This window comes from Pseudarthrobacter sp. ATCC 49987 (genome assembly GCF_009928425.1).
GTDB lineage: Bacteria > Actinomycetota > Actinomycetes > Actinomycetales > Micrococcaceae > Arthrobacter.
Window position 1 is genome coordinate 3,203,403 of record NZ_JAABNS010000001.1, and the last position, 16,405, is coordinate 3,219,807.

Here is a 16,405-nt window from a genome sequence, read left to right on the forward strand (position 1 = left end):
ATCACCCGGCGGCAGGGGGCCCGCCCGTGGGACCGCGGGTCCCGACGTCGTTCGTCTCCCCCGGAGCGCCGCTGCCGGCGGCGCCGTCGCGCAGGTGGGCCTCGTTGTCGAAAGTCGGTGCGGGTCCGGCCTGTTCCCGGTGCCGCAGGACATGGAAGAGCCGGTGGGCCAGGATCACTATCCCGACCCAGGCCAGTCCCAGCACCCAGCCGATGATCACATCGGTCATCCAGTGGTGGCCCAGATAGACCCGGCTCATGCCCATCGCGAAGATGAACACCGCCCCCGCCGCTATCAGGCTGACCCGGGCCAGCGTGCGTTTAATTTGCAGGCAGGCGAGGTACACCACCAGTCCGATCACCACCGTCGTGTTGAGCGTGTGGCCGCTCGGGAACGACGGCGAGGTTTCGTAGGGCGGGACGGCGTCGGCGTGGTCCGGGCGGGTGCGCCCGATCAGCTTCTTGCCCACGGACGTCGCGGTCACGGAGACGGCGGCAGCGCCGCCGATCAGGATCAGCGGCCGCCAGGTCCGGCTGGCCCAGATGAGCCACGCCGTGAGGATACTGGCCAGGATGGGCATCCCGATCCCGCCGCCGATGTTGGTGAAGCCCGTGACAAACGCATCCAGGCCGGGGCTGCGGAGCTGCTCCATCATCCCGAGGGTGGGCTTGTCCAGGTTCGCCAGGCCGGCGTCGTCCACGACGTTGTCATAGACCTCGGCACTTAGCAGCGCCAGGACCAGCACCACCACGCCGCCGATGAGCATTGTGGCCCACAGCGCCGCGTAGGGCACCACCCATTTGCCCCAGCGCTGCGTCAGCCAGCTCTCTGTCCCGGTGTTCACGGTTTCTCCCGAATGTTGGTGCCGGTGTGGTTGCCGGGCAGCCGGGCTGCACAGCGTGCTTACTGTCGAAACTATCATTGAGCCATGACTTCCCCCGAGCCCCGCCATGCCGAATGGATGGGCCTTGCCCTCGCCGAGGCGCGCGCCGCCCTGGCCACCGAGGACGTGCCGATCGGCGCCGTCGTCATCGGCCCCGACGGTACGGTGCTCGGCAGCGGGCGCAACGAACGCGAGGCACTCGGCGACCCGACGGCGCACGCGGAGATGGTGGCCATCCGTGCGGCCGCCGCCCGGCTGCAGGAACTCAGCTCCCGGGGCGGGAGCGCCGGTGACGGCTGGCGGCTGGCGGACTGCACGCTGGTGGTGACGTTGGAGCCCTGCGCCATGTGCGCCGGCGCCGTGGTGCTGGCCCGGATTCCCCGGGTGGTTTTCGGGGCATGGGACGAGAAGGCCGGGGCCGCCGGGTCCGTGTTCGATATCCTCCGCGAGCGCCGGCTCAACCACTGGGTGGAAGTGTATGGCGGGGTCCGGGAACCGGAGTGCGCCGCGTTGCTGCGGGACTTCTTCGCCGGGCACCGCGGCGCCTGAGCTTGGGCCATCACTCCCCGCATCTGCGCCCCCCTGAGCCTTACCTGCCGGCGGCGGAGCCTGATGCGGCGGCCGCCAGACCGTCGATCCTCTTCTGCCGGGTGGCCGGTGAATCGAGGCTGAAGGCGCGGAAGTCGCCCAGGTCCTCGCGGATCCAGTCCTCCACTTCGGCGATCCGCCGCGTCACAGCGGCCGTGGGCGCGTGGAACACCCAGGGTACGATGCGTTCCCTGCCGGGATCGTACTGCCACAGCCCGATGATCCGGCCCCGGTCGAAGATGGGATGGTCCGGGAGGTCCGCCTGCAGCGCGAGCGAACCCAGGGCCGTCGTGTGCTGGTCCTCGTCGGCCAGCAGTTCGGCGGCGTTGCGCCGCAACAGCGTGAGCGAGTCCGTGCCCGCAAGCAGTTGGATCTGCTCGTCGGCCGGCTCTTCAAACGCGGCGAGCCGTTCGACGTCGTCGGGCAGCATCCACAGCGTCTCCCCGGCGGCGGTGGGAACCTCCACCGCGCCGGCCGCGGCCAGCGCCGCCTTGCTCTGGGCCACGGTGAAAGCCGTGAACCACTGCGACTGTTTGAAGGTGGCCCCTCCGGTCCAGTCCAGGTAGCGGCGGATCAGCTCAGTGCGGGCGCCGTCGTCGTCGAGCGGGCTCGGGGGCAGGTTCCAGAGTTCGTAGGCGTAGCGCTGCTGGTCCAGGCGCCCGCTGGCCGGTACCCGGCGGATCCGGCCCTGCGCCTGCAGGATGCCGAGGGCCGTGGGCAGCGTGGTGGTGGCGCCCTTCTTCTTGCCTTCCTCGCCGAGGTTCCGCACGGATTCGCCGAGTTCCTCCTTGAGCTGCCGCGGGTCCAGCGGGGCTGCGGCCTCTGCGAGCGTGTGCAGCACCTGTTCCTCCAGCAGGGTGATTTCTCCGCGGTCCACACCGAGCCTGCCGACTACTTTGACGGTGGCCTCGGCGGCGTCCCGTCCGAGTTGCAGCGCCCAGGCGAAGTCGTCCCGGCCCAGGACATAGGTGCAGCCGCGCGCCGTCGGCAGTTCCAGGATCCGGTGCGCCAGGACGTCGGCGTCCACTTGTTCGCGGCGGATGCCAGCGCGGGCGAAGAGTGTGAGGTAGGGGTTGGCGCCGCCAACGGAGCGTGCCCAGCCCGCCCGGGCAAACACCTGTTCTGGGGTGCAGCCGGCCAGTGAGCCGTCCAGGCCCTGCTTGTGCCAGGCCCAGGCGCGGAGCCGCTCCCGGGTGAGGGTCCGGGCCGGCGGCGCGTTCGGCGTCAGGGGCTGCGTGGTGAGGGGCTCGGGCGTCATGTGGTCATTGTCCACCAGCTGGTGCGGCAGGGGAATCTTCCGTTGCAGCCTTTTCTGGCCCCGCGACGGGCGGCAGCCCCGCCGGGCGTTCCGCGTCAAGGGTTTCCAGCACGGTCCGGGCGGTGGCGTCCCAGCCGGGCAGCCGGTCCCGGGCGTCAACCGCGGCGGCCCGCCAGCGGGCGCGGAGGGACGGCCCGGACAGCCACTGCCGCAGGACATCGGTGAGGGGCGCCGGGTCCGCGCCGAGCGCGACGGCGGTTCCCGGCCAGCCGGCAGCATGGTCCGGCGCGGGCGCTGGATCAGGGGTGCCCGCCGCGAGAGCTTCGACGGCGCCGGTGCCGGACCGGACCACCACCGGCACACCCCGCGCAATCGACTCCGTGACCACCAGCCCGTAGGTCTCGGCCTGCGAAATGAGCAGGCTCAGATTGGCCGCGGCCCATTCGGCCTCCAGCCCCGGGCCCCGCAGCTCCCCCGGGATCCTTACGCGGTCCTGCAGCCCCAGCCGTTGCACCGTATCCCGGAGGAGCGCGGCATAGGCCGGATCCGCGGTGTCCGAGCCGATCAGGGAGGCGGTCCACGGCAGGTCCGGCAGGGCGGACAGCGCGGCGAGAAGCAGCGACTGGTCCTTGTTCGGCAGCAGGGCGGCCACGGCAATCAGGTGCGGCGGCTCCGATCCGGAGGCCAGCGCGGCCGTGTCAGTGCCGGGCAGGGCTACCCGGAGACCATATGTTCCGTGCCGTGCCCGGATCCCGGCCGCCGCTGACGTGCTGGTGCAGATCACCCCGGCCGCTTCCCGCAGCGCCCGGCGTTCCAGACAGGCTTCATCGTGTCCGGCGTCGTCCAGCGGCATGTGCAGCAGGATCCAGGCGGGCCGGCCGGCGGCCGCTGCGGCCGCGAGTTCCTCCGGCGCCCCGCAGGCGAGCAGTCCATCAACCAGGGTGACCGTGCGGCCGGCGCCGCGTCCGTCGTCGCCCAGGAGGGCGCCCAGCCGTTGCCGGTCCGCCGCGCTGCCCACCGGCCAGTCGCCGTCGACCGGGCATGTTTCCACGTCCACGCCCAGCACGGCAAGCTCACGGGCGAGGGCGGCGTTGTAGACGTTGCCGCCCGAGTTGTGGCGCACGTTGCCGGGCACCACCAGGCGGAGGCGGAGGGCACCCGGCTGCAAGCTGCTCCTGGCTGGCACCCCGTTCCTGGCTGGCACCGAAGTCCTAGCTGGCCTCAAAGTCGAGCGAGTAGCTGGCCCACGCGTCGGGGGTTTCGCGCAGGGTGACGTCCAGGCCGGCGAGCTCGCGCCCGTCCGCGCCGGTGCGGATCCTGGCCGCCATGGCGTCGGCGACGTACTGGGCCAGGGCCTCGGTGGTGCTCAGCCTGCCGGCGAAGTCCGGGTGCTCGTCGAGGTTCTTGTAGTTCAGGCCTTCGAGGATCGAATCCAGCACCTCGCCGGCCTCGCCGATGTCCAGGACGATCGAGTCGTCGGTCAGGGCGCGACGGCGGAAGGTCACTTCCGTGACGAAGGTGGCGCCATGCATGCCCTGGGCGGGTCCGAAAGCGGGGCGCGGGAGGCTGTGGGCGATCATGAAGTTGCGGCGGACGGTCAGGCTGAACACGGATTTACCTCGTGGCTTCTGTTGTGGCTGATCCGATGGAGGGGGCTCCACTCACCGGGTATTCAATAACGTGGCACAGCGCCTCCAGGGCGCCGTCGGAGAGCCGCTGGACGACGTCGGGCAGCTCCGCGAGCGGGGACGAGCCGGTGAGGAACACATCGAATCCGGGATCGCGCAGCAGTGAGACGGCGAGCTGGAGCCGGTCGGCGTTGGTGCGGCGGTGGCGGCGTGCCCGGGCCACGACGCCCACCTGGCTGGCACGGATGGACAGCCTCCGCGCGTGGAAGTCTTCGCCCAGCGGCACGGTGACTTTGCGGTCGGCGTACCAGGACATTTCGATGACGTCGCCGTCGTCGCCGGCCAACTGCAGGGCGCGTTCGAGGCCTGCCTCGGAGGCGGAGCAGTGGATCACGATGTCGCAGTCCGGCAGGGCGGCGTCGGGGTGGCTGAATTCGACGCCGAGCGTTTCGGCGAACGCCCGTTTGGCCGGGTCGACGTCGATCAGCTGGAGCCGCCCGAGCGGAAAGGAACTCAGGAGCTTGGCCACCATGCCGCCGACAAGGCCAGCGCCGATCACGGCGATGCGGTCGCCGAGCCGGGGGCCGGCCTCCCAGATCCCGTTGATCGCTGTTTCGACGGTGCCGGTCAGCACGGCGCGGCGGGCGGGGACATCCTCCGGAACCACGGTGAGTGACTCCACCGGGACGACGTAACGGTCTTGGTGCGGGTAGAGGCAGAAAACGGTCTTTCCCAGCCAGTCAGCCGGGCCGGCCTCGACGACGCCGACGGAGAGGTAGCCGAACTTCACCGGGGACGGGAAGGAGCCTTCCTGGTTCGGGGCGGCCATTTCCTCCGCCACGCACTCCGGGACGCGGGCGTTGTGGACCACCAGCTCGGTGCCCTTGCTGATGCCGGAGTAGAGGGTGCGCACCAGCGCCTCGCCCGGGCCGGGCGCGGGCAGGTCCTCGCGCCGGAGCTCCCCCTTTTCGGGGCCGACGGTCCAGTATGCGGTGGCTGTCGTGTGCTGTTCTGGTAGCTGGTCTGAATTGCTCATCTTGCTGACGAATCTAGTCCCCTGCCCCTTACCGGGGAAGTCCCGGCGGCCCCGGGCGCGGCGCCGCTCGGGGTCCGGGCGGACGGTGGCCGGGGTCCGTTGGGGCGCCGTTTTGTGGATGAGCGCTTTGCTCCGGTAACCTATTCAGGTTGGTGACGTGTCCGAGCGGCCGAAGGTGCAACACTCGAAATGTTGTTTGGTGAAAGCCAACGTGGGTTCAAATCCCACCGTCACCGCCACATAGAAGGGCCCCGTTTTCCTTGTAATCAAAGGGAAGCGGGGCCTTTTGCTTTGCGCTTGGTGGACACATTGGCAAAGAATTGGCAAATCTTGATTCCGCATGCCCAGCCCGACGCCGACTTCGCAGTTCGGCTCCGACGTCCAGACCGACGCAACGATGGGGCCCACCTGCCCATGCCAGTTGGTGCGAGGATAAATACTGCACTCGGCCGTTCAGTGATCTAGATGAACGAATGGCTCTGAGTCGCCCCTACCGACCGAGGAACCGCACGCCGCCGTTTCCGTCAAAAAACATTGGCGCCGCCCGCCGATCACATATGATTCCCACGGGAATACGACGCGATTTAGGGGGTGCTCGGTGGCAAAAAACACCGGCGAAGGCAAGCGGAATGGTCAGCTTAGAGACCGCTACCAGCAGAAAAACGAGCGGACGGGACTGTTCGATAAATATGACGGTCTCGGGAACTACATAGCGTCGAAAGTGACGCCAGGCCCTTGGAAGAGCGTCGAGACACGGAACCCGAAGAAGCCGCCGCGGGGCTGAGCGGCCACAACGCACGGCGGCGAATCCCTAGAACTGTACGGGACGGATGGCCGTCTCCTCCCTTCAGTCAAAACACTAGTAAGCGACATGTCTCGAACGTTTGCATGCACCTGTCCTCCTGAGCGCCAATTGCCCGGTACCCGTGGGAGGGACGCCTGCTCAAGCTCGCAGGATCGGCCAACGAGCTAGACGATATGAAGTGTGGTGGGCCGGTCCTGATGTAGGACTGGAACCTCGGGTTCAAAGAGGTTCGTGGGTTACCGGTCCGGGTCTTCCCCCGCATACCTGCGGGGGTGTGGACTGGCAGAGCCACATTTGAACGTCTGGAGGTTCCAGCCATGAATAAGCGTACTTACGTCGGTTTGGATGTCCATGCGCGCAGTGTGAAGGGCTGCGCGATCGACCGTGAAACGGGCGAGATCCTGAGGCAGAGCCTGGCCGCCAACGATGCCGGGGTCGCCGAGTGGGTTTCCGGGTTGCCGGGCCCGGTCCTCGTTGTCTATGAGGCAGGGCCAACCGGATTCGGATTGGCCCGGTTACTGGTCGGTGCAGGGATCGAGTGCCTGGTTGTGGCGCCCTCGAAGCTTCAGCGGCCGCCCGGGGACCGGGTGAAGACCGATGCGCGCGATGCTGAGCATCTGGCCCGGTTGGCCCTGCTCGGACAGATAACGTCCGTGCGGGTTCCGGGCCGTGCGGATGAAGCAGCCCGGGATCTGGTGCGTGCCCGTGAGGACGTCCGCGCGGATTTGATGCGGGCCAGGAACCGCGTTTCCAAGCTCCTGCTGCGCCATGGCCTGGTCTACTCCGGCGGCCATGCCTGGACCGACGCCCACCACACCTGGCTGCACCGGCAACGATTCGATGACCCTGCCCTGCAGGCCGCGTACGAGGCCTGTCTGGAAGCGGCAGAACTGACACTGGACCGCAGGAACAGGTTGGACGCGAAGATCACGGCCCTCGCTGCGACCGACCGCTACGCCCCCGTGGTCCACGCTTTGATGTGCCTGCGCGGGATCTCGGTGCTCACCGCTTTCGGCCTCGCGGTGGAGATTGGTGACTGGACCCGCTTCACCGGCTCTACGATCGGCGCGTATCTGGGTCTGGTTCCCTCGGAGCATTCATCCGGCGCTTCCCGGTCCCAGGGCGGGATCACTAAAACCGGCAACATCCATGCCCGCCGCCTGCTGGTCGAGGCCGCCTGGCACCATCGCCGCCCCTACACCCATGCCAGCCGGGACATGCGCGCCCGCTGGGACGCAGCCGATGAGGTCTCCCGGGTCCGCGGCCATCAAGGCAACCACCGGCTGCATCACAGGTGGGACCAGTTCGAAGCCAGGCACAAACGCCGGGTCATCGCTAACGTCGCCGTCGCCCGCGAACTGGCTGGCTGGTGCTGGTCTCTCGCCGCCCAAGTCCAACGGGAGCAGCCATGGACCGATGAATAGAGGTGTGCCGTTCCCGGCCGGCCTGGATGGCTCGGCAGCGTGGAGGAGACCCGCGATACAACTATGGACAACCGGCAATCCCCGGTGACGCCCGACATTGCTAGACCAGCGGCACCCCTCCAGCCGAACACCTCGTCCTGCGGTAGCCAACCCGCGCATATCAGTCTGACAGCGCCGTCGATCATGACGCGCCGGCCGGCCGGACCAGGCAGGGAACGAACACAGGTGAGCGGTCCAAGACATCCAGTCTTGGACCGCTCACCCTTGCCCTCTTGACAAGGAACAACTACATATCAGTTGTAGGAGAAAGTTAAGTTATCCAGCTCAGATGAGGTATGGCTTGGCCGCTACACCGCGCTGCTCGTAGTCATTGTCCGGGATGAGCGAGGGATGCTTCACACCCGGAATCACGTACTTCGCAAACATTTCCATACTGCGGAGGTTGGTCCGATGACCGTAGTTGTCGATCTTGAGGATGATCTCGTTGAAGCCCATCTTCTCGAGTCGCTGGATACGCTCGATCACCTCGTCCGGGGTGCCGATCATGGCAGTTGGCGAGTGCTCAATCAGGCCTTCGATGTCGTTCGTGAAATGCGAAATTTTATCCGCCAGATCCAACAGGTATGCGTACGAATCCCCGCCCTTCTCCTTTTCGGTCTTCGCCACCGTCGTGTACAGGTCAGCGAGGTGGGCAACCAAGCCCAGCGTTGTTTCCCTCGCCTCGTCGATCGCTCGGTCATGAGTTTCCGCGACATGGGCCGGGAACGTCAGGAATGCTCGTCCGGGGTTCGGCGGGTACAAGCCCCCGATGGGAGCGGCGCTCTTGAAGCCTTCGATGTGCGCCTCGACGCAGTCTTTGGCGTAGTCCCAGCCCAAGAAGCTTTCGAGCGTCATCACTCCGATGCCGAGCTCGCCTGTCATTTTGTGGGATTCGGCACTGGAAGCCGCAGCCCAAACCGGCGGCGGCACCATGGAGTACGGGCGGGGTGACACGTAGAACGGTTCATCGATCTTATAGATCTCGCCCTGGAAGGCAAAAGGGTTTTCTTGCATCGCGCGCAGCGTTGCTTCGACCGTCTCGAGCCATTCCTGCCGTGTCCTTGTTGGGTCAATGCCGAAAGCCGTTTGGTAGGCAGCGTTATTGGAGCGGGCGCTGCCGAACTCGACCCTGCCCTGAGAAATGGCATCCAAGGTCGCGAGCCGCTCCGCATTGAGAATGGGGTGACCCAGCTCCTTAAGCGTCACAATCGACATTGTTCGGAGCTTGATTCGCTTTGTCAGCGCCGCCACCGCACCATAGATCGCCTGCGGGGACGAAACGGTCCACGAACTCGGCACCAGGTGCTGTTCAGAGGTACCCCAATAATCGAAGCCGAGCTTATCGGCGTGCACCGCTTCATCGATAACCTCTTGGATTCGAACGGCATGCGTCGACCCTTTCGCAACTTGGGCCTCGTTAAGAATTCCGAACTTCATTTTGACCTTTCCTTCTGTGTGATATTTCGCGAACGAGCTCAATCCGAGTAGGGCTTGGACTAGATCGCGACTACATTCCCGGTGATCCGAGTCTTTGTTTTGCATGGCTTCCACTGGCGTATATCCGCATCATGGTTCGGCCAGCGGTTTTTTATATCAGAAGTGGATTGAAGAGAAATCGATACATTCAAAAATTGGGTATTACGTGTCAATGGCCCCTCACCGGTCGCTAGATGCGCCTGCCGCTGATATCCAGACGCACAAATTCAGGCTGTAGGGGCGGGACCACGCCGGCAGGGTGAAGTTGTGGTGAGGCAAGGGGGGTGCCAGCCTATGCTGTCCCTGCTATGCGTACGGACATCTGAACCAGTATCGCCACAACTGTGACCTGCTCCTCAGCTTGCGGTCCCCACGTCACCGAGGTAGCCGAAGCAGATGCTGGATTCGTTGCGACCCCTAACCCGCTGCCCGTCTTGCCTGTGCTTCTGTGGGAACGGAAAATAGTTCCTCACCGCACACCCGGAGATTGGGGGATTGCCGGACGGTCACCCTGGAATCGGCGCATGAGTGCCGAAGGTCCTCTGGCAGTAGGTCAGCGGCTTGTCGTCGCCGAGATCGACTTTCAGGACGGATCCGAGCGCAATTATGTGGTCACCGCCGTCGACCAGGGACTCTACCGAGCACGCCATCCAGGAGGTGCCTGGCAGCCTGGGCAGTCCGGTGTCGACTGCCCAGGGGATCCCGCTGAACTTGTCGCTGCCCTTCTTGGCGAAGGCGCTGGCCCACTCGGAATGTTCGTGCCCGAGGAGATTCACCCCATACGCGCCGGTCTCCCGGAGGATACTTAGCAGGTCGGAACTTCGGTCGAGGGCGACCATGACCATGGGCGGATTCATCGAGAGTGAAGCGAACGCACTCACAGTAGTGCCGTGGGCTTTTCCGTCCTTGAGTGCGGTCACCACAGAGACCGGGGTGGCGACACTGGCCATGGCGTTCCTGAAGACCGCCTGCAGTTCCTCCAATTCGATACCTGCTGGCTCCTGCCGCCCGGGGACGGTGGTCGAGGTGTGATTGGGCACCTTTGCTCCTTTCAGTTACTGATGGAATATTGGACGGTGGATGTGCTCGGAGCCTGCCAATGCAGGGCGGTGCTGCCATGGGTGCACTCTCCGCCGAGGAATGTAGCGACAACCTGGGTCTGGGAAATCCGTTCCGGCGCGACCTTCGTGATGTCGTCACCGAGCAGAACGAAGTCCGCGGCCATGCCCGGCCGCATCCTGCCCCGCTCGTTTTCCTCTCCGGCGATCCACGCCGAGTCGACGGTGTATGACCGGAGCGCGGTTTGCGCATCGACCCGCTCCTCAGGGCCGAGGCAGAGGCCCATTTCCGTGAGTCGTTCAACCATGGACTGGATTCCGGCCAAGGGCGCGCCGTAGGCGACGGGGCGGTCAGAACTGCCCGGGACGCGAAGTCCGGCCTTGAGGAAGCTGGCGACCCGGTACAGCGAGTCGCGGCGTCCTGGACCGAGTGCGGCGGCCATGGTGTCACCCAGATCGTGGATGAAGTGGCCCTGCGGCACGGGTGTGATGCCGAGTTCGGCCATGCGTACGATTTGTTCCGGCGTGGTGATGCCAGCGTGCTCGAAGCGGTGCCGCACTTCCGGCCGCGGCCAGCGCCTCTGTGCCTCTTCGAAGACGTCGAGGGCGAAGTCGATGGTGCGGTCACCGATGGCGTGGGCGGCGATCCTCCAGCCGGAACGGTGTGCGTCCAGCACCTGCGTCCTGAGGACTTCCGGGTCGTCCTGGAAGTACCCGTGGCTGTGTTGGTCGCAGAACTGCTCGTAGACATGCGCGGTTCGGCTGGCCAGGCCTCCGTCCAGCCAGACTTTCATCGGTCCGATCCGTAGAAGGTCGTCTCCGAACCCACTGGTGATTCCCAGGTCCAGGCCGAAGCCGACGCCGTCGTCCGGATGGGACGTCAGGGGATGCAGTGCGTCAACGGTGGGCATCAGCTGTGCGCGGACACGCAGTCCCCCGCGGTCCCGGACCCGCTGGTAGGCGGCGAGTTCGATCGGCGTTTTCCCGATCCAGCCTCCGCCTATGCCGGCTTCCGTCACATGGGTCAGCCCCTCGGAGGCGTACTGGGCGGCGGCACGTTCAAGAGAGTTACTCAGGTGGTCCAGGGAATAGGGAGTTACCAGGTCCACGACCAGCTTTTGCGCCTGCTCCTCGAGGATGCCGGTAGGTACCCCGGCATCGTCGAGTTCGACCACTCCCCCGTCGGGGACGACCGCGGTGCCGTCGAGGACGCCGGCCATCTCCAGGACCGCGGTGTTCACGGCGGCTATGTGCCCGGATCCATGCTTCAGCCAGACCGGCCTGCCGCCGGCCGCCCGGTCCAGCTCCTCCCGCTTTGGATGCCCGCCGGTTTTGGCGTGGTAGTAGCCGTTGCCGATAACGAATTCGCCCGGCCCTAGCTCGGCGGCACGGGCGGCGACCAGCGCGTACAGGTGGCCAAGGTCCCGAACCTTCGAGAGGTCTATTTCCGACAGACCCAGACCGTACCAGGCCATGTGGTTATGGCTGTCCCCGAGCCCCGGGACGATGGTTGCCCCATGCGCATCGAGGATGCGCTTGGCATTCAGGCCGAAGGTGTCGTCAACGGCGACTACCTTGCCGTGCAGTACCGCGAAGGAGGTGGCCCGCGGGTAAAAGTCGTCCATGGTGATGATGTCGGCGTTGTGGACTAACAGGTCGACGTCCATTGGTTTGCATCTCAATTCTCGTGTTGTCGCAGTACAGACGGCTGGGTTCCGGGCTAGGGCTGTTGCAGGAGCCGTCGTCTGCACTATCCGCCCAAGGTGGGAGGCTGGAATGCGGGACACGCATGCTTGCCGGCGGCTAACTTGCGGTGCGCGCCCGACCCAGAATCGCGTGGGTGATGTTTTCGTCGTAGCGGACGGCGTGGGTCGTTCCCTTTTGGACCTGGGCTTCGGTAATGATTCCGAATTTCATATTGTGAATCTCCGTTTTCTTGGTATTGGCGGCAGCCGGAGGAGCTGCCGGTTACTCGAACAGGTCGGACAAATCAACGTGGCGTGACTCGTGCACCTTGATGAGCTTCCACTCGTTGTCGACCTTGTGGGCGCCGAGCGTTACGCGCAGCTCTCCGATCAGGGGCTTTTTGGCCCCAATGAGCTCGATGTGGGTCTGCAGCTTCAGGTAGACGGTCGCGGAGTTGCCGTCGACACTCACCTGGCTGGTCAGTTCACGCCATTCGGGAATTGATTCGACGATGCTAGGGATGGCATCCCAGTACTTGTCAATCACGTCCCAGTTGAACATGGGGTCGGCAATTTCCTCCGGCTGGTAAATCAACCCGTCGAAAGACTGGTCGAACAGGCTTTTCATACGCGGTGCGTCCACGGACTGGAAGGCGCTGCACCACTTTTTGTAAAGGACTTCGACGTCCTGCTTATCGCTCAAGGAAAGCCTCCGGTTTTTGGCTGAGGGTGATTGTGATCAGAAAACCGATCTTGAGAAGAATCCAGCAAATCCAGATGAGGTGTGATCGGCATCTCACATCTAAAAGTATTGTTGACCGCCCTACCCGGCCGCTAGATGCGTTTGCCACCGGATCTCGCTGTGATTCAGGGCCGCCCGTATGCATTTGCACAAAGCTGGCCATGAGAAATGCGTCGGCCCGGATAGCGGGAGGAAGTCCCTGCACGTTCGGCAGCTGGCATCAGGGAGCACAGCAGGTGCCTGGCGGCCACCGGGCCGGGACAGGAAGCCAGGAGGGGGCAGCACCCGCCCGGAATTGTTTCCCAGAGGGCGGCAAAATTCAGTTGCTGATGGCCTCGGGTCTGGACGTGAGAAAGGCCAGCAGGAGGAGCGCGGCGTCGGCCGGAACGGTGATGTCGTGCCCGGTGAGTTCCTCGAGCCGGCGAAGTCGGTTCAGGACAGTGTTGCGGTGGCAGTACATCTGTGCGGCTGTCTTGGCGATCGACCCCGAGCGTGCGAACGCCCAGGCCACTTCGGTCAGGCGTTGCTGTTCGGCCTCCGATATTGTGTCGAATCCGGCCAGCACGGACTGCACCAGCTCGGGCGCGGCATCGCGCAGCCTGGATGCCAGGAACGGCAGCCAGAGATCCTTGAGTTCGGCGGGGCCGTGTGCCCCGGCAGCGTTCAGTTCAACGATTTCGATGGCAAGACGACAAGCCCGGGCCAGGCTCGAAAACCCGTGGATTACCGGAGCTAGTCCGCAGACCGAGCCGGAGAGCAGTTTCCTGATTGGCTGCGTGTCTTCGCCCTTCCAGTCCGAGACGAGCAGGCTGTAGTGCCCCGTGGAGTGGGTGTGGGCAATATGACCGGATGCGGTGAGCCGGTCCGCCGCTTTGCGGAGATCGCGGTCCCACTGCACAGTGGTAGCGACCACGATGAAGTTTCCGGCTGTGTCCACCCCGAGCGCGCTGGCCAGGTTCTCGAGGTCTTCTTCGGCAGGGACGTCGCTGTTCAGGATGGCCGTCATGAGCCGGGCCCGTTCGCTGAGCCGCTTATCGGCCATTTGGGACGATTCTTCGATGTACCCGTTCTGGACCTCGATGGAATACCGTTCGATGGCCGCCCAGATTTTTTCCACCCCGGCCACGAGAAGCTCCCTGTCGGCCGGGCCTGCGTAGGAGCGGAACGCCTCCCACAGAACCTTAAAGTCGAGGCGCACCGCTGCCAGCAGGTCATTCAGAGGTATCCCGATCCGTGCCCGCTCCCGGCCGAGCCACCGTGCCGTCCAGATGACGTCCGATTTGAACTCGTCGTTGCCTGCTATCTGGCCCAGGAGGAAGCCGAACGAAGACAGGGCGTCCAGCCTGACCTGATCCATCGACACGGCGCCGTCCCGATACGTGTCAAGCTGCTCGACGCATTGGATGAATCTGTCGGCCAGGGCTCCGATGTCAGCACGGGCCTGTTCCACGAGCTCGGCCCACCTGCCTTGCATGCTCTCCGGGATATAGACAATGTTGTGCAACTGCATACTCCAAGCGCTCTAATCAAGCGAAAGTCGGTGGCAAACGCATCTGGTGACGGAGCCAGTCCGTCAACAATACTTGATTGAGATGCAGCTCACAGATCACCACCGGAACACCCAAACGCTGAGGCGGACGGCAGGGATCTGCGCAGGCCGGAACCCTCCCGCAACCGCGAAGGGCAGTCCGGCCCGGCCATCTCCCCGCACCCAGCTCCTTGTACACTGCACGCCCGTAGAGAGGGAAATCATATGAGCACTGCACAGACCGCCACCAGCGAGTACGCCGTCTTCAACCCGGCCACCGGGAAGGTCGAGAAGGAATTCAGACCGGCTTCAGATGTAGAGATCGCTGACGCGCTGGCCCGCAGCCACGCCGCATTCACCTCCTGGCGCTACAGCCAAATAGAGGACCGGACGGCGATGCTGCGCCGGGTTGCCAACCTCTACGAAGAGCGCCGGAACGAGCTTGCCACGATGGTCACCCGGGAAATGGGCAAGCCGATCTCCCAGGCTCTCATCGAGGTGGACCTCGTAACCACCATCTACCGCTTCTATGCGGACAAGGCTCCCGGGCTCCTGCAGGACGAAGTGCTCGACGTCGTAGCCGGCGGCACCGCAGTCATCCGTAAGGAGGCCGTGGGCCCCTTGTTGGGTATCATGCCGTGGAACTTCCCGTACTACCAGGTCGCCCGCTTCTCGGCACCGAATCTGGCGCTGGGCAACACGATCCTGCTCAAGCCGGCCCCGCAGTGCCCCGAGTCGGCTCTGGCCATGGAGCAGATCTTCGCCGACGCGGGTCTGCCCGCCGGCTCCTACATCAACCTCTTCGCCTCCAACAACCAGGTGGCCGACATCATTGCCGACCCGCGGGTGCAGGGTGTTTCCCTGACCGGTTCCGAACGCGCCGGCACCGCCGTGGCCGAGATCGCCGGCCGGAACCTCAAGAAGGTGGTTCTCGAGCTGGGAGGCTCCGACCCGTTCCTGGTGCTCGGCCCGGTCGACCTGGACAGGGCCGTGAAGGATGCTTCCATGGGCCGCTTCTTCAACGCCGGACAGGCCTGCAACGCGGCCAAGCGAATCATCGTTACCGAAGAGCACTACGATGCCTTCGTGGAGAAATTTACCGCTCAGGTCAAGGCCATCGAACCGGGAGATCCTACCGATTCCGGAACCTACATGGGGCCTCTCTCATCACCCCAGGCAGTGGAGAACCTCGCCGCGCAAATCGAGGACGCGGTCGTCCAGGGGGCCACCGTTCTCGTCGGCGGCAAGCGGCTCGAGCGCGACGGTGCCTGGTACGCACCGACCGTACTCACCGGCGTCACCCGGGGCATGCGGGCCTATTCTGAAGAACTGTTCGGCCCCGCTGCGGTGATCTACAAGGTCGCGAACGAGGACGAGGCCGTTACCCTGGCCAACGACACCGATTACGGGCTCAGCGCCGCCGTGGAGTGCGACGACGAGGAACGCGCCCGGCGGATCGCCGACCGGCTCGACACCGGCATGGTCTACATTAACGAGCCCTCCGGGACGGCCGCCGAGCTGCCCTTCGGCGGGGTCAAGCGATCCGGATTCGGACGCGAGCTGGGCAAGTACGGCATGGACGAATTCGTCAACAAGAAGCTGGTCCGGGTCAAGCCGCTGACCCGGCGGCCCGGAGAGGAACACCGATGAGCGTTCAACCTTTGATCGAGTCCGCCGCGGCCAGGCGAATCCCAGCCGCCGTCCCGGCCGATGGAACCGTGGTGATCGTAGAAGGCATCGTCGAGCACGGCGACGCGAGAGGAAGGCAGCTGGGATTCCCCACGGCCAACCTTTCGCTGCATGACATGCAGGTCCTTGACGGAGTGTGGGCAGCCGTTGCGGAAGTTGCCCCTGACGAATCCCTGATCGCCGCAGTATCGATCGGCCGGCGCAGGACCTTCTACGCCGGAGGCGGTGAACGCCTGCTCGAGGCCCATCTTCTGGATTTCGATCGGGACATCTACGGCCAGACGCTGCGGGTCGCGCTGCATGCGAAACTCCGCACCCAGCGCAGCTTCGCATCGGTTGAAGACCTCACAGCGCAGCTTCGACGGGACGTGGGGGCAACGCGTGCGTGGGCTGCCGAGCAGTATCACTCGTGCCAGGCACCCACGAAGCCGGGCAGCCGGGGAATCCTCCCGTGAGCGGGCAACGCGTCCCGGGATGGGCCCTGCAGCGCGTGGCCTCTGTGCTGGAAGCCGAGCGCCGGGCCGGAAGACAGACCACAGACCTGGCCTCATTGGCCCGGATGGCCG

At 65.2% G+C, this 16,405-nt stretch carries 15 protein-coding genes and 1 tRNA gene; 6 read left to right on the plus strand and 10 right to left on the minus strand.

The features are described 5' to 3' along the window. Position 1 precedes the first annotated feature (1 nt). Positions 2 to 844 carry a phosphatase PAP2 family protein gene (locus GXK59_RS14770; protein ID WP_237393907.1) on the minus strand — a complete coding sequence of 281 codons (843 nt, stop codon included), beginning with the start codon at positions 842 to 844 and terminating at the stop codon, positions 2 to 4. Positions 845 to 928: 84 nt separating this feature from the next. Here GXK59_RS14770 and GXK59_RS14775 point away from each other — a divergent pair, with 84 nt between their 5' ends. Beyond that, on the plus strand, positions 929 to 1,432 hold the full coding sequence (locus GXK59_RS14775) for a nucleoside deaminase (protein WP_160667895.1): 504 nt from the start codon (positions 929 to 931) through the stop codon (positions 1,430 to 1,432). Between the two features lie 40 nt (positions 1,433 to 1,472). On the opposite strand, the gene GXK59_RS14780 is transcribed toward GXK59_RS14775, so the two are convergent. From GXK59_RS14780 to GXK59_RS14795, 4 genes are read right to left on the minus strand one after another with little or no spacing between them, the layout of a single operon-like run. Then, positions 1,473 to 2,729 carry a DNA glycosylase AlkZ-like family protein gene (locus GXK59_RS14780; RefSeq protein ID WP_160667897.1) on the minus strand — a complete coding sequence of 419 codons (1,257 nt, stop codon included), beginning with the start codon at positions 2,727 to 2,729 and terminating at the stop codon, positions 1,473 to 1,475. 4 nt (positions 2,730 to 2,733) lie between these two features. Beyond that, positions 2,734 to 3,897: a glycosyltransferase gene (locus tag GXK59_RS14785; RefSeq protein WP_202129136.1), complete on the minus strand. Its 1,164-nt coding sequence runs from the start codon at positions 3,895 to 3,897 to the stop codon at positions 2,734 to 2,736. A gap of 43 nt (positions 3,898 to 3,940) precedes the next feature. After that, positions 3,941 to 4,339, minus strand: a complete 399-nt coding sequence (locus GXK59_RS14790) for a 6-pyruvoyl trahydropterin synthase family protein (protein WP_160667899.1) — start codon at positions 4,337 to 4,339, stop codon at positions 3,941 to 3,943. A 4-nt stretch (positions 4,340 to 4,343) separates the two neighbouring features. Beyond that, on the minus strand, positions 4,344 to 5,393 hold the full coding sequence (locus GXK59_RS14795) for a dehydrogenase (RefSeq protein WP_160667901.1): 1,050 nt from the start codon (positions 5,391 to 5,393) through the stop codon (positions 4,344 to 4,346). 151 nt (positions 5,394 to 5,544) lie between these two features. On the opposite strand from GXK59_RS14795, the gene GXK59_RS14800 reads away from it, so the two are divergent. The 3 genes from GXK59_RS14800 (at position 5,545) to GXK59_RS14810 (ending at position 7,622) form a co-directional block, all read left to right on the plus strand. Further along, a tRNA-Ser gene (locus GXK59_RS14800) sits at positions 5,545 to 5,632 on the plus strand. 359 nt (positions 5,633 to 5,991) lie between these two features. Beyond that, entirely contained in the window at positions 5,992 to 6,177 is a 186-nt protein-coding gene (locus tag GXK59_RS14805; RefSeq protein WP_160667903.1) for a hypothetical protein, read from the plus strand. A gap of 338 nt (positions 6,178 to 6,515) precedes the next feature. Continuing rightward, the gene (locus GXK59_RS14810; RefSeq protein ID WP_160667124.1) at positions 6,516 to 7,622 is read left to right on the plus strand and encodes an IS110 family transposase; all 1,107 of its coding nucleotides are present in this window, start codon (positions 6,516 to 6,518) and stop codon (positions 7,620 to 7,622) included. A gap of 324 nt (positions 7,623 to 7,946) precedes the next feature. Here the strand turns inward: GXK59_RS14810 and GXK59_RS14815 are convergent, their stop codons facing one another. The 5 genes from GXK59_RS14815 to GXK59_RS14835 form a co-directional block, all read right to left on the minus strand. Next, positions 7,947 to 9,098: an LLM class flavin-dependent oxidoreductase gene (locus GXK59_RS14815; RefSeq protein ID WP_160667905.1), complete on the minus strand. Its 1,152-nt coding sequence runs from the start codon at positions 9,096 to 9,098 to the stop codon at positions 7,947 to 7,949. A gap of 545 nt (positions 9,099 to 9,643) precedes the next feature. Further along, on the minus strand, positions 9,644 to 10,177 hold the full coding sequence (locus tag GXK59_RS14820) for a flavin reductase family protein (RefSeq protein WP_202129137.1): 534 nt from the start codon (positions 10,175 to 10,177) through the stop codon (positions 9,644 to 9,646). Between the two features lie 11 nt (positions 10,178 to 10,188). After that, positions 10,189 to 11,862 carry an amidohydrolase gene (locus GXK59_RS14825; protein ID WP_160667906.1) on the minus strand — a complete coding sequence of 558 codons (1,674 nt, stop codon included), beginning with the start codon at positions 11,860 to 11,862 and terminating at the stop codon, positions 10,189 to 10,191. Between the two features lie 301 nt (positions 11,863 to 12,163). Continuing rightward, positions 12,164 to 12,583: a nuclear transport factor 2 family protein gene (locus GXK59_RS14830; RefSeq protein ID WP_160667908.1), complete on the minus strand. Its 420-nt coding sequence runs from the start codon at positions 12,581 to 12,583 to the stop codon at positions 12,164 to 12,166. A gap of 358 nt (positions 12,584 to 12,941) precedes the next feature. Further along, a complete protein-coding gene (locus GXK59_RS14835) occupies positions 12,942 to 14,132 on the minus strand; it encodes a PucR family transcriptional regulator (RefSeq protein WP_160667910.1) in 1,191 nt (396 codons plus the stop codon). Between the two features lie 243 nt (positions 14,133 to 14,375). Here GXK59_RS14835 and GXK59_RS14840 point away from each other — a divergent pair, with 243 nt between their 5' ends. Both GXK59_RS14840 and GXK59_RS14845 read left to right on the plus strand, forming a co-directional pair. Continuing rightward, on the plus strand, positions 14,376 to 15,800 hold the full coding sequence (locus GXK59_RS14840; protein WP_160667912.1) for an NAD-dependent succinate-semialdehyde dehydrogenase: 1,425 nt from the start codon (positions 14,376 to 14,378) through the stop codon (positions 15,798 to 15,800). Next, positions 15,797 to 16,294, plus strand: a complete 498-nt coding sequence (locus tag GXK59_RS14845; RefSeq protein ID WP_160667914.1) for a riboflavin kinase — start codon at positions 15,797 to 15,799, stop codon at positions 16,292 to 16,294. Before GXK59_RS14840 ends, GXK59_RS14845 begins: the two co-directional genes overlap by 4 nt. The last annotated feature ends 111 nt before the right edge of the window (positions 16,295 to 16,405 follow it).

Excerpts from the sequence above, each read along its gene's own strand:
- GXK59_RS14825 (WP_160667906.1), bottom strand. The coding sequence starts at position 11,862 with ATGGACGTCGACCTGTTAGTCCACAACGCCGACATCATCACCATGGAC.
- GXK59_RS14815 (WP_160667905.1), bottom strand. The coding sequence starts at position 9,098 with ATGAAGTTCGGAATTCTTAACGAGGCCCAAGTTGCGAAAGGGTCGACG.
- GXK59_RS14835 (WP_160667910.1), bottom strand. The coding sequence starts at position 14,132 with ATGCAGTTGCACAACATTGTCTATATCCCGGAGAGCATGCAAGGCAGG.
- GXK59_RS14810 (WP_160667124.1), top strand. The coding sequence starts at position 6,516 with ATGAATAAGCGTACTTACGTCGGTTTGGATGTCCATGCGCGCAGTGTG.
- GXK59_RS14775 (WP_160667895.1), top strand. The coding sequence starts at position 929 with ATGACTTCCCCCGAGCCCCGCCATGCCGAATGGATGGGCCTTGCCCTC.
- GXK59_RS14845 (WP_160667914.1), top strand. The coding sequence starts at position 15,797 with ATGAGCGTTCAACCTTTGATCGAGTCCGCCGCGGCCAGGCGAATCCCA.
- GXK59_RS14780 (WP_160667897.1), bottom strand. The coding sequence starts at position 2,729 with ATGACGCCCGAGCCCCTCACCACGCAGCCCCTGACGCCGAACGCGCCG.
- GXK59_RS14795 (WP_160667901.1), bottom strand. The coding sequence starts at position 5,393 with ATGAGCAATTCAGACCAGCTACCAGAACAGCACACGACAGCCACCGCA.
- GXK59_RS14840 (WP_160667912.1), top strand. The coding sequence starts at position 14,376 with ATGAGCACTGCACAGACCGCCACCAGCGAGTACGCCGTCTTCAACCCG.